Annotated in this window: 13 protein-coding genes; 9 read left to right on the top strand and 4 right to left on the bottom strand. The window is 55.4% G+C overall.

Annotated features, from left to right (window positions below):
• The first annotated feature begins 21 nt into the window (after nt 1-21).
• From WEB64_RS13405 to hemW, 5 genes are read left to right on the top strand one after another with little or no spacing between them, the layout of a single operon-like run.
• Nucleotides 22-1170: a homoserine O-acetyltransferase gene (locus WEB64_RS13405; RefSeq protein ID WP_368061015.1), complete on the top strand. Its 1149-nt coding sequence runs from the start codon at nt 22-24 to the stop codon at nt 1168-1170.
• Nucleotides 1167-1763: a methionine biosynthesis protein MetW gene (gene metW, locus WEB64_RS13400; protein ID WP_368061014.1), complete on the top strand. Its 597-nt coding sequence runs from the start codon at nt 1167-1169 to the stop codon at nt 1761-1763. Before WEB64_RS13405 ends, metW begins: the two co-directional genes overlap by 4 nt.
• A gap of 5 nt (nt 1764-1768) precedes the next feature.
• Nucleotides 1769-2221 (top strand): DUF4426 domain-containing protein, encoded by a 453-nt coding sequence (locus tag WEB64_RS13395; protein ID WP_368061013.1) that lies wholly within the window; start codon nt 1769-1771, stop codon nt 2219-2221.
• Between the two features lie 2 nt (nt 2222-2223).
• On the top strand, nt 2224-2838 hold the full coding sequence (rdgB, locus tag WEB64_RS13390; protein WP_368061012.1) for an RdgB/HAM1 family non-canonical purine NTP pyrophosphatase: 615 nt from the start codon (nt 2224-2226) through the stop codon (nt 2836-2838).
• Nucleotides 2835-3989, top strand: a complete 1155-nt coding sequence (gene hemW / locus WEB64_RS13385) for a radical SAM family heme chaperone HemW (protein ID WP_368061011.1) — start codon at nt 2835-2837, stop codon at nt 3987-3989. Before rdgB ends, hemW begins: the two co-directional genes overlap by 4 nt.
• A gap of 69 nt (nt 3990-4058) precedes the next feature.
• Here the strand turns inward: hemW and trmB are convergent, their stop codons facing one another.
• The 3 genes from trmB to WEB64_RS13370 all read right to left on the bottom strand — a co-directional run bounded on the left by trmB (nt 4059) and on the right by WEB64_RS13370 (nt 6727).
• Nucleotides 4059-4775, bottom strand: a complete 717-nt coding sequence (gene trmB, locus WEB64_RS13380; protein ID WP_368061010.1) for a tRNA (guanosine(46)-N7)-methyltransferase TrmB — start codon at nt 4773-4775, stop codon at nt 4059-4061.
• A 140-nt stretch (nt 4776-4915) separates the two neighbouring features.
• Entirely contained in the window at nt 4916-6424 is a 1509-nt protein-coding gene (locus tag WEB64_RS13375) for a YifB family Mg chelatase-like AAA ATPase (protein WP_368061009.1), read from the bottom strand.
• Nucleotides 6425-6478: 54 nt separating this feature from the next.
• Nucleotides 6479-6727: an accessory factor UbiK family protein gene (locus WEB64_RS13370; RefSeq protein WP_368061008.1), complete on the bottom strand. Its 249-nt coding sequence runs from the start codon at nt 6725-6727 to the stop codon at nt 6479-6481.
• Between the two features lie 399 nt (nt 6728-7126).
• Between WEB64_RS13370 and glnK the strand changes: the two genes are divergently transcribed.
• Together glnK and WEB64_RS13360 are read left to right on the top strand one after the other, a co-directional pair.
• Nucleotides 7127-7465, top strand: a complete 339-nt coding sequence (glnK, locus tag WEB64_RS13365) for a P-II family nitrogen regulator (RefSeq protein WP_004578958.1) — start codon at nt 7127-7129, stop codon at nt 7463-7465.
• Between the two features lie 76 nt (nt 7466-7541).
• On the top strand, nt 7542-8810 hold the full coding sequence (locus WEB64_RS13360) for an ammonium transporter (protein WP_368061007.1): 1269 nt from the start codon (nt 7542-7544) through the stop codon (nt 8808-8810).
• A gap of 81 nt (nt 8811-8891) precedes the next feature.
• Here the strand turns inward: WEB64_RS13360 and speE are convergent, their stop codons facing one another.
• The gene (gene speE, locus WEB64_RS13355; RefSeq protein ID WP_368061006.1) at nt 8892-9752 is read right to left on the bottom strand and encodes a polyamine aminopropyltransferase; all 861 of its coding nucleotides are present in this window, start codon (nt 9750-9752) and stop codon (nt 8892-8894) included.
• A gap of 204 nt (nt 9753-9956) precedes the next feature.
• Between speE and speA the strand changes: the two genes are divergently transcribed.
• Both speA and WEB64_RS13345 read left to right on the top strand, forming a co-directional pair.
• Nucleotides 9957-11864 (top strand): biosynthetic arginine decarboxylase, encoded by a 1908-nt coding sequence (gene speA / locus WEB64_RS13350; protein WP_368061005.1) that lies wholly within the window; start codon nt 9957-9959, stop codon nt 11862-11864.
• Between the two features lie 196 nt (nt 11865-12060).
• Nucleotides 12061-12660, top strand: a complete 600-nt coding sequence (locus tag WEB64_RS13345) for a sigma-70 family RNA polymerase sigma factor (protein WP_368061004.1) — start codon at nt 12061-12063, stop codon at nt 12658-12660.
• The last annotated feature ends 55 nt before the right edge of the window (nt 12661-12715 follow it).

The raw sequence follows: 12715 nt of genomic DNA, 5'->3' as shown, positions 1-12715 counted from the left end.
ACTCAGGATACTGTCGCGTCAATGCCCGATTTCCATTCGCCGGACTCTGTTGGAGTTGTTACACCGCAGACGCTGCATTTTGGCGAGCCCATTACACTCGCCTGCGGCAAAACGCTGCCAGTCTATGATCTGGTGGTGGAAACCTACGGCGAACTCAATGCCGATGCCAGTAACGCCATCCTGATCTGCCATGCGCTGAGCGGTCACCATCACGCGGCGGGTTATCACAGTGAAGATGATCGCAAACCGGGTTGGTGGGACAGTTGTATCGGCCCCGGCAAGCCCATCGATACCTCACGCTTTTTCGTCGTCAGCCTCAATAATCTTGGCGGCTGCAACGGCAGTACCGGCCCCTGCAGCATTAACCCGGAGACTGGTCAGGCCTATGGCCCCTCATTCCCGGTGATCACCGTAAAAGACTGGGTTCATAGTCAGGCACTGCTGGCCGACCGGCTCGGCATTCGGTGCTGGGCCGCGGTCGTCGGAGGCTCACTCGGCGGTATGCAGGCGCTGCAATGGAGTCTGTCTTATCCGGACCGTATCCGGCATGCGGTCGTCATCGCTTCGACACCCAGACTCAGCGCCCAGAATATCGCTTTCAATGAAGTCGCCCGGAAGGCCATCACATCCGATCCGGATTTTCACGGCGGACGTTTCTATGATTTCAATACCATCCCCCGGCAGGGCCTGATGCTCGCCCGAATGGTTGGCCACATCACCTATCTGTCCGACGCATCCATGGGGGAAAAGTTTGGGCGTGAACTCAGGGACCAGGCATTCCAGTTTGGTTATGACGCCGAATTCCAGGTCGAGAGTTATCTGCGCTATCAGGGTGAACGGTTTTCCGAAACTTTCGATGCCAACACCTATCTGCTGATGACCAAGGCACTCGATTATTTCGACCCCGCCTACGAGTTTGACAACAATTTGGCTACGGCACTGAAACGCTCCAGCTGCGAATTTCTGGTGTTGTCATTCAGCACGGACTGGCGCTTCACCCCGGCACGCTCAGAAGAACTGGTCAATGCCATGATTGCCGCCCGCCGCAAGGTGAGTTATGCGGAAATTGATGCCCCTTGGGGCCACGACGCATTCCTGATACCAACACCACGGTACACCGACATCTTCACCGCCTATCTGGACCGCGTAGCACGAGAGGTCGGCGCATGAGAGCAGACCTGGAAATTATCGAACAGTGGATCAAACCCGGCAGCCACGTGCTTGACCTGGGCTGCGGTGACGGCACCCTGCTGGACTATCTACAGCGGGAGAAGCAGGCCACCGGTTTTGGTCTGGAGATCAACCCGGAACATATTACAAGCTGTATGAGCCGGGGAGTGTCGGTGATCGAACAGAACCTGGATACTCAGGGGCTGAAGAACTTCGAAGACCAGACCTTTGACGTAGTACTGATGACTCAGGCTCTGCAAGCCGTCCGGCGGCCCGACTTGGTGCTGGATGAAATGTTGCGCCTTGGGCGCGAAGGTATAGTGACCTTCCCCAACTTTGCATACTGGCGTCTTCGCTGGTATCTGATGTGGCGTGGTCGCATGCCCGAATCCGAAACGCTGCCGTATAAGTGGTATAACACGCCCAACATCCACCTGTGCACATTCAAGGATTTTGAGGCGCTGTGTTATCGGAAAAAATTCCGCATCAAAAATCGAACGGTAGTAGATGGTGAGCATCAGGACCGCTGGTTCAGCGGCCTGTGGCCGAATATGCTGGGCCAAACCGCCATCTATCGGATAACTCGGGAGTAAGTCCAATGTTCAGAACATGCTTCACAGCTTTGAGCGTGGTCAGCGCCCTGTTCGCAGTCTTACTGACGCCATCAGCCGCCGCAGAATCCGTTGATTTCGGTGACTATGAGGTGCACTACAGTATTTTTGCCAGCAGCTTTTTACAGCCGGAGATTGCAGCCGAAAACGGACTGAATCGCAGCAAGTCGATCGGCATTATTAACATCAGTATTATGGAAGAAACCGAAGACGGCGGCTTGAGAACTGTGGGTGGACAGGTTGAGGGCAAAGTACTCAATGATATTCAGCAACAACGCTTCCTGGCTTTTCGTCGCATTTCAGAGGGCGACGCCGTTTACTACATCGCAGAGTTCCAGTACCGCAATGCTGAGCTGTTAACGTTTCATGTGACTGCGCGCCCCCAGGGGGGAGGCTCTGATCTTCCCATTCGTGTTGCCCATACACTTTATAACGACTGATTATGACGACTCACCAGAAGCTGGTCATTGCCAGCAATAATCCGGGGAAACTCGCTGAATTCCAGGACCTGCTGATACCGCTGGGCATTCACCCGGTCGCCCAGAAGGAACTCGGCGTCAGCGAGGCCGAAGAGCCCGCAGTGACCTTTGTCGAAAATGCCCTGTTAAAAGCCCGACACGCGGCAGAAGTGACCGGGTTACCTGCTTTGGCCGATGATTCGGGTTTGGCAGTGGATGCTCTCGGCGGTCTACCTGGCGTGAGATCCGCTCGTTATGCTGGCCCCCAGGCATCGGACCTCGACAACCTGACAGCACTACTCGACGCCCTGAAAGATGTGCCGCCGGAGCAACGCCATGGGCAGTATCATTGCGTCCTGGTCTATTTGCGCCATGCGGATGATCCTACACCGATCATTTGCCATGGCCAGTGGCGTGGCAGTATCCTCACTTCGCCCAGAGGAGAGGGTGGCTTTGGTTATGACCCAATTTTCTGGATTCCGGAACAAAACTGCACAGCGGCGGAATTGTCGAAAGCGGAGAAAGGCCGTCTGAGCCATCGCGGAAGAGCCCTGCAGGCGTTGATCAAACAGCTGAAAGAGCTGACGTCCCAACCGTGAGCCATGAAAGTAGAGGCGGGGTAACCACACTGCCGCCGCTGAGCCTCTATATCCACGTACCCTGGTGCGTGCGCAAATGCCCTTACTGCGATTTCAACTCCCACGCGTTCAAGGGGGATATACCGGAGTCGGGTTATTTGGATGCCCTCATGGAGGACCTTCGCCATGATCTGGACCTGATCGGCGGCCGGGCCATCCAGACAGTGTTTATAGGCGGCGGCACACCTTCCCTGATGTCGCCGGAGTTTTACCACAGCCTGTTTGCCAAACTGGCGGAACATGTCAGCTTTGCACCAGATGCCGAGATCACCCTTGAGGCCAACCCCGGTACCGTGGAACAGCAACGTTTTGATGGGTTTCGGGCGGCGGGCATTAATCGACTGTCTATCGGCATTCAGAGTTTTGACCCCGAGAACCTGAAAGCCCTCGGTCGCATTCACGATGACCAGGCCGCGCACCGGGCTATTGAGGCGGCACTGAGAGCCGGCTTTGACAATTTCAATCTGGATCTCATGCATGGCCTGCCCGGCCAGACACCGGAGTCAGCCGTAGCAGATCTGGAAGCCGCGATAGCGTGGCAGCCCCCGCATTTATCCTGGTACCAGCTCACCCTCGAACCCAACACCGAGTTTTATAGCCGGCCTCCGGTGTTACCTGACGACGAGCGGCTTTGGGCAATCTTCGAAGCCGGTGCTCAAACACTCCGCAATGCTGGCATGACGGCCTACGAAGTGTCGGCCTGGAGCAAACCTGGCAAAGCCTCCCGTCACAATCTTAATTACTGGTCTTTCGGAGATTACCTTGCGATCGGCGCCGGTGGCCACGGCAAAATCACCCGCCCCTCGGGCGAGGTCATCCGATACTGGAAAACCCGACAGCCGGCTGCCTATCTCCGTCGCATCGGTAGCCGCACTTCCGGCAGCGAGGTCATCGAACCGGAAGAAATGGCACTCGAATTCATGATGAACGCTTTACGCCTCAACGAAGGCGTCGACGAGCAACTGTTCACAGAACGTACTGGTTTACCCATCGGACAGGTTGCTGCAATATTGGAGGGTCTACGGAAAGATCAGCTGCTTCAGCCCGGCCGTTTGCAAACGACCGAACTGGGCCAGCGCTACCTCAATAGTTTGCTGGAGCGATTTCTCTGATGAAGTCTATCGACCACCCTTCCTGATGTGCAGCCCACCCCTGCCAGACGTTTCTGTTGCCCCGTCTGGCTAATTAGTGCGACGGAACATCAAATCCCACACACCATGGCCCAGGCGCTCTCCACGCTTCTCAAACTTGGTCACAGGCCGGTAATCTGGCTTCGGCGAGAACTCACCGTCGGTTTCAGCGTTGGCAAAACCCTCCGACGCGCTTAGTACCTCCATCATATGCTCGGCGTAGTTTTCCCAGTCTGTCGCCAGGTGGAATACCCCTCCCACCCGTAATTTATGTCGAATACGCTGAACAAAATCATGCTGCACCAGACGGCGTTTATGGTGACGTTTTTTATGCCACGGATCAGGGAAGAACAGCATGACTTGATCCAGACTGGCATCGGGCAGGCAGAAATCAATCACTTCGTTAGCATCAATGGCATAAACCCGCACATTTTGCAGGCCTCGGTCTTCAACTTCCTTCAGCAAAGCACCAACACCGGCGAGGTGTACTTCGACGCCAATAAAATCCTGCTCCGGTGCCGCCTCTGCCATGTCGGCCAGCGACTGCCCCATGCCAAAGCCAATTTCCAAAGTGAGCAGAGCCTCCCGACCAAACACTTGTCGCGGATCAATCATGCCATGCTCGCGGGTGAGACCAAACTTTGGCCAGCAGCGCTCGTAGGCACTTTTCTGGCCAGCCGTCATCCGTCCCTGTCGCAGGACAAAGCTGCGTATGCCCCGCCGGTTTGTCGCCTCAGGTGCATCAGACTGATTTTGTGGGTCTGTCATTACATTACCTCGCCACAGGCTGGCTGAAACGCCAGCAATTAAGGATTCAAATAGCCTCTGGTAGAGACTCATCAAACTCGAATGCAGTCGACAGTCTAGCAAACACCAACGCGAGTTCGGAGCCGTCAAAGCGTCGGATCTCAGTTTCTGTTCTGTTGCCGATCGAGTTTACGATAGCCAAGTGCTTCCACAAGATGACCAGGCGCAATGGAATTCTGTCCCGCAAGATCCGCCAGCGTTCTCGCCACCCGGAGGATACGGTGCAGTGCCCGCGCGGAGAGACCGAGCTTTTCCATTGCCCGGGACAGCAACACCTCCCCCTCCTTGCAGGGCTCACAGAAACGGTGCATGGCGTCGCCCGAAAGTTGTGCATTGGCGGCACCGCGCGCCAATTGTATAGCTCGAGCGTGCTTTACCCGTGCACGCACTGTCGCACTGGATTCAGCCGCCGAGTGACGCTTCAACAATATGTCGCCGCTCTGAACAGGCACCTCTACATGCAAATCAAAACGGTCCAGCAAGGGGCCGGACAGTTTTGACTGATAACGCAACACCTGCTGCGGCGTACACTGACAGTCAATGCCTGGATGACCGCGATAGCCACAGGGACAAGGGTTCATGGCAGCGATGACCTGAAACCGGGCCGGATAGGTAACCTGGCGGGCGGCGCGGGAGATCACAATTTCCCCGGACTCCATAGGTTCTCGCAATACTTCAAGCACCTTGCGATCAAACTCCGGCAACTCATCCAGAAACAGCACGCCTTGATGGGCCAGTGATATTTCACCCGGCCGCGGGCTGCTCCCGCCTCCCACCATGGCCACGGCTGACGCAGTGTGGTGAGGCGAGCGATACGGGGGCTGGCGCCAGCGTCCGTGGCGTACTGGCAATCCTGCAACCGAATGCACACTGGCGACTTCCAGGGCCGCCTGACTCGTCAAAGGGGGCAGAATGCTCGGCAAGCGACTGGCCAGCATGCTTTTACCCGTACCCGGCGGGCCGAACAACAAAAGGTTATGGCCACCGGCGGCGGCAATCTCAAGGGCCCGCTTTGGAACATGCTGGCCCCTGACATCAGCAAGGTCCGCAGTATCGAACTCGGCCACCGAATCTGTCATGGGCGGCAGCGGTTGCAGCCGCAGGGTGTCAGTAAGGTGTTCACAGACCTCAAGCAAATGTCCGGCGGCGAACACATCATCGGCAGCGGCGAGCGATGCTTCGTCCTTGTTTTCGGAGGGAATCAGAAGCTGGCGGCCAGCAGCCCTTGCAGCGATAACGGCAGGCAATACACCACGGACCGGGCGTAAAGCGCCATCCAGCGATAACTCGCCCATGCACTCAAGCTGATGCAAGCGTTCCGCCGGAATCTGTCCTGAAGCCACCAGGATGCCCAAAGCAATCGGCAAATCAAACCGGCCCCCTTCCTTGGGCAGGTCTGCAGGCGCAAGATTGATGGTGATGCGCTTTGCAGGAAACTCAAACCCCGCATTCAGCAGTGCACTGCGAACGCGGTCCTTGCTTTCCTTTACAGCCGTTTCAGGCAGGCCTACGATGGATAATGCTGGCAGACCATTGGAGAGGTGGATCTCAACCGTCACCGGGGGTGCCGATACGCCCAGACGAGCGCGGGTATGGATTGTGGCAAGCATAACAACCTTCCTTGGTCGGAGAAGAGCCGGTCCGGGCTCCCTAATTCGTGATAGTCAGCCGATGCGTTTCTCAAGTTCCGCTACTTTCTTTTCCAGCGCTTCGACTTTCTCTCGGGTGCGCAGTAAAACCGCCTGCTGGGCATCAAACTCGTCACGGGTGATCAGGTCCAGCCGGGATAGCACGGCCAACACGGTGGCCTTGGCCTGATTTTCAAAATCGCCTTTCGCCGCTCTGGCCATGTCCGGCACGAACTGCCCGAACTGGCCTTGCAGTTGGGAAAAGAAATCCTGCGGTCCTTTCACAAAAACACCTCTCGACGCTTGGTACGGGTATGGGTATCTTCAGGTAGATCTGAAGTGTAACACACCCGCGCTCCTGCCATACTGATGGGGTTGTCCAGCATTATAGGTGAGGACTCAGCGAGGCAACTCGGAGCCCTGAGACATTGTCTGGCATCACCCTGCACCATAATGGCTCAAGCAGTAAGCGAATGCTCTATAATGAGGCGAACACGCTTCCTATTTTAGAGCTAAAGTTAATCAAAGTACTGTTTTAAAAATGTTTTTTTGCGTTGGCACATACGATGCTAAGTACCTCGTACGCAATCCGCACAATTGGTGTGCGAGGTGGCAAGCATCCCGAACTCAATACCGGCATCCCAGGATCAGAAGTATTGAGGCGGCTATACCAAGGAGAAACCAATGAAACTTGTGACTGCGATCATCAAGCCTTTCAAGCTGGATGATGTCCGTGAGGCTCTATCCGAGATTGGCGTTCAAGGCGTTACCGTGACTGAGGTGAAAGGCTTCGGACGGCAAAAAGGGCACACCGAGCTATACCGTGGTGCTGAGTATGTGGTGGATTTTCTGCCAAAGGTCAAAGTTGAAGTCGCCATTGGCGACAATCTTCTGGACCAGGTAATCGAATCCATCACCAAAGCGGCAAATACCGGCAAAATCGGCGACGGCAAAATCTTTGTGACAGAGCTCGAGCAGGCTATCCGGATCAGAACCGGAGAAACCGGCGAAGAAGCGGTCTGATCTGACCATCTGACCCAATAAAACAGCCAGCGCAAAAAACTTTTAAACCTGATAGGCCTCGTGCGGAGGGCTTCCCATGGAAAGCAATATCTTTCATTTGCAGTATGCGATAGATACGTTTTATTTCCTCGTTTGCGGTGCATTAGTCATGTGGATGGCGGCTGGTTTCGCCATGCTCGAATCCGGACTGGTGCGCGCCAAGAACACCACGGAAATTCTCACCAAAAACGTGGCCCTGTATGCGGTGTCCTGCACCATGTACCTGATCTGCGGCTATGCCATCATGTACGGCGGCAACATCTTCCTGTCGGGCATGGGCGAGGTGGACTCAGCAGCGGTGCTGAGTGACTTTGCAGCCCGTGAGGGCGGCTTTGAAGGCGACTCCATCTACTCTGGCGCTTCCGACTTCTTCTTCCAGGTTGTATTCGTGGCAACCGCCATGTCGATCGTATCCGGTGCGGTTGCCGAACGTATGAAACTGTTTGCTTTCCTTGGTTTCGCGGTAGTCATGACCGGCTTTATCTACCCGATGGAAGGTTCCTGGACCTGGGGCGGCGCTTCTGTCTTCGGTATGTATACGCTTGGTGATTTGGGCTTCAGTGACTTTGCCGGCTCCGGTATCGTACACATGGCTGGCGCCGCGGCAGCTCTTGCTGGCGTTATCCTGCTAGGCGCCCGCAAAGGCAAATACGGCCCTAATGGCGAAATCCGTGCCTTTCCTGGCGCGAACCTTCCGCTGGCAACCCTTGGTACCTTCATCCTGTGGATGGGCTGGTTCGGCTTTAACGGCGGCTCGGTGTTGAAGTTGGGTGACATCAGCAGCGCTCACTCCGTTGCGATGGTATTTCTGAATACCAATGCGGCAGCAGCTGGCGGCGGTATTGCTGCCCTGATCACTGCACGCCTGATGTTCGGCAAGGCCGACCTGACCATGCTCCTGAACGGTGCGCTGGCTGGTCTGGTTACCATTACGGCTGAACCGTCCACGCCAACTGCCCTGACAGCAACTCTGTTTGGTGCACTGGGCGGCATCCTGGTGGTATTCAGCATCGTTACCCTGGACAAACTGCGCCTTGACGATCCCGTGGGCGCGATCTCTGTTCACGGTGTCTGCGGTATTCTCGGCCTGTTACTGGTTCCGATCACTAACAGCAACGCCAGCTTCTCCGGCCAGATTATCGGCGGCCTCACCATCTTTATCTGGGTATTCGTCGCCAGCTTGATTGTCTGGGGTATCCTGAAAGCGGTTGTCGGTATCCGGGTTACCGAAGAAGAGGAATACGAAGGCGTTGACCTATCTGAATGTGGCATGGAAGCCTACCCTGAGTTTGTCAGCAGCAAGTAATCACTGGCATGGCTCGATAGTTGAGGAGCCTCAGGTATTTAAAAGGGCGCCCAAGGGGCGCCCTTTGCGTTTCAGAGGATATCAGTCTTCAAGAATATCCAGCATGAATTGCGGCATGGCCAGCGCCCCCCGGTGGACTTCATCGTTGTAATAACGGGTGACGAAAGGCCGTTCTCCAGCATCCTCTTCCCGGAAGTACTTCAGAGGTTTTTCCTTGCCGCCCAGCGTACAACTCCACCAGCCGGTGGGATAAACAGGCTGGGGAAACGGCAGGGTCTGAACATGATCAAAACCGGCCTTTTTCATATCCCCATGAATGGTCTTTATAATGCTTCCGGTGTGCAACAGCGGTGACTCACTCTGTTGCACAACAATGCCACCGTCCCGCAACGCAAGCATGCAATCCCTATAGAAATCTACCGCAAAGAGGCCCTCTGCGGCGCCGACCGGATCTGTGCTGTCGACAATAATGATATCGAGGCTGTTGGGTTCCACATCCCGCATCCACTGGATACCGTCACCAAAAAAAAAGTTGGCTCTGGGGTCTTCGTTGGATTCACAGAGTTCTGGGAAGTATTTTTCTGATAACCGCGTCACTCGTTCGTCAATCTCCACCTGCCAGGCCTCTTCCACACCCGGGTGCTTCAGCACCTCTTTGAGCGTGCCACAATCACCGCCACCCACAATCACAACCTTTTTCGGTGATTTATGGGTAAACAAAGCGGGATGCGTCATCATTTCATGATAGAGAAAGTTATCCCGACTGGTCAGCATTACGCAACCATCAAGAACCATCAGGTTACCGAACGTCTCAGTTTCATAGATTTCCAGCTTTTGAAAGGTGCTTTGCTCTTCGTGAAGCTTGGACTTCACTTTCAGTGAAAAGGCGGTGCCTTCGTCCTGGAATATCTCGGTAAACCAGCCTTCATTCAATGAACTCATATGCCGTCTCCAAACTCTGTGAATTGCCCTGATGGCCGGGCGATATTGTCTGACTGCTATTGTAAGTGCCTGGTGCCCCAAGCTAAAGCGCCCGAATAGAGTAATTTTACGCCAGGCGGTCTTTTAGCCGCGCTGATGAACTCTTACAATGGCCGATTGTATGCTGGCATTGCCAGCGGCTCGCCTCACCACAGGGACTGCACCATGATTGAGCTACCAAGCTCGAATGCCCAGAAGGTATACAACATCCCGCACTGGAGTGACGGCTACATCGATGTGTCCGCCCAGGGTGACGTGTTGATCCGTCCCGACCGTGGCCGCACCGGCGATGATATTAACCTGCCCGAACTGGCCCGGAAGCTGATGGAGAGTGGCCTGCAACTGCCTGTGCTAGTTCGTTTTACCGACATTCTTCATGACCGGGTTAACAAACTCTGTGGCGCGTTCAACAAAGTGGCAGCTGAACAGGGTTATGGGGGTGGTTACACCGCAGTTTACCCGATCAAGGTCAACCAGCAGCGCCGGGTGGTGGAAGAACTCATTCGTGCCGAACCTGCCGCGAGCCAGCAACAGATTGGGCTTGAAGCTGGCAGTAAACCCGAGTTGATGGCCGTGCTTGCGCTCTGCACGCCCGGCTCCGTCATTGTTTGCAATGGCTATAAAGACCGCGAATACGTGCGACTCGCGCTGATTGGCCAGAAGCTCGGTCACCGGGTGTTTATCGTGGTGGAGAAAAAGTCGGAGCTGCCGCTGATCCTGGCGGAAGCAAAAGCCCTGAACGTTCGGCCCTTGATGGGCGTTCGCGCGCGCCTGGCCACCATCGGCAAGGGCAACTGGCAGAATACGGGAGGCGAAAAATCCAAGTTCGGCCTGTCCGCCAGCCAGATTCTGGATGTCATCCAGCACTTACAGGATGCCGATGCTCTCGACTGCCTGCAGTTACTGCATTTTCATCTGGGCTCACAGATCGCCAACATCCGGGATATACAGACCGGTCTGCGTGAATGTGCCCGTTTTTACAGTGAGCTGCGAGCCATGGGTGCGCCCGTTACGACGGTCGACATTGGTGGGGGCCTGGGTGTCGATTACGAGGGTACTCGCTCTCGCAGCAACTGCTCGATGAACTACAGCGTGTATGAATACGCCTACAACGTTATCCATACCCTGCAGATTGAATGCGACCGTGCCGGTATTCCGCACCCGGACCTGATCAGCGAATCAGGTAGGGCCCTGACCGCCCACCATGCGGTGCTGGTGACCAACGTTATTGACCGAGAGGCCCCGGAAAGCCGCACCCCCTCGGCCCCAACTGCCACATCTCCTGGCCCGCTGCATGATCTGTGGCGTGATTATAAAAGCCTGAAGGATGAAGGTAGCCCACGGTCACAGATTGAGATTTATCATGATGTCCTGCACGCCATGAGCGACGTTCATGCACAATTTGCTCACGGCGTGCTGTCACTCGCTAACCGGGCTGATGCCGAGTGCCTGTATACGGCCTGCTGCCGGCTTCTGAAGGCCCAGCTCAATACCGCCAATCGCGCCCACCGGGAAGTGATCGACGAACTGAATGAAAAACTGGCTGAAAAGCTGTTCGTGAACTTCTCATTATTTCAGTCATTGCCAGACGTCTGGGGGATTGATCAGATCTTCCCGGTACTACCTATTTCAGGTCTGAACCGCCCATTAACCCGGCGGGCGGTCATTCAGGACATTACCTGTGACTCTGACGGCCGTATCGATCGCTATGTTGACGGCCAGGGCATCGAAACCACCCTGCCCCTGCCCGAGGACGACCCGGCCAAACCCATGTTGATGGGCTTTTTCATGACCGGTGCCTATCAGGAGATTCTTGGCGATATGCACAACCTCTTTGGAGACACCCATTCGGTGGACGTGAAAAGGGAAACCGGTGGCGGCTACCGCATCAGCGATGCAATTCAGGGCGATACGGTGGCGAAGATCCTGCGCTACGTGAATTTCGAACCCGAAGATCTGGTACGAGCCTACACCGAAAAATTTGAAGCCAGCGATATACCCGCCAGCGAGCAAACCGCTCTACTGTCGGAGCTCACTGGCGGCCTCAATGGCTACACGTACCTGGAAGAGTAATTTCCCGCCTCTCCTGGCATGTCGCCAGAACAGGCGGCAAGCGGCCACCCATTTTACAAAGTGTTGCAATTAAGTTCTGAGTTTATTCATCCAGGCCCGCCGCCCGAGCGTAACTAGAGAACTGACAAACCGGGGACGAGTGCCTAAAATGATCAGACAACAGAATCAAATGCACGCCACGACCAAGGAGCGTCCGGTGAGTACACTGGATCACAGACCAGCACGTGCTGAGGGTCGCAAGGATCCCTGGAGCCAGATGCTGGAAAAAGTGGGGAAAAGTCAAGATCGGGAAGCTTACCATGCACTGTTCCAGCACTTCGGCCCCCAAATAAAGTACTACGCCATGGCGAATGGCCTGTCCAGCCATGCTGAAGAACTCGTGCAGGAAGTTTTTGTTTCAATCTGGCGCCGGTCCTGTCTTTACGACTGGCGCAAAGCGGCGGCTTCGACCTGGATTTTCACCATTGCCCGAAACCAGCGCATTGATATGTTACGCAAAATGCGGCGCACCAGTGCCGAGATGCCGGTCGAGACCGAAGACCTATGGCAGATTCCTGGTGACAACGAAGACGAGCCCGTTACCTCATTACACCGGTTGATGTCTGAGCGACGTATCCGTGAGTCACTTAGCCAACTTCCGGAAGAACAGACAACGGTGATTGCAAAGGTATACATGGAAAACAAATCTCACCAGATGGTGGCCAACGAGCTGAACATTCCGCTCGGCACCGTGAAAAGCCGGGTGCGCCTGGCATTAAATAAGTTGAAAGTGATTTTGCAGGATCAGAACGTATGACCCAGCACCACCCTGACAGCCTGACTCTCATGGAGTTCAGTGCCGGCAACCTGAC

The organism is Marinobacter sp. (assembly GCF_040882185.1).
Taxonomy (GTDB): domain Bacteria; phylum Pseudomonadota; class Gammaproteobacteria; order Pseudomonadales; family Oleiphilaceae; genus Marinobacter.
Note: the sequence above shows the minus strand (reverse complement) of the source record. Positions and strands in the feature narration are given on the sequence as shown.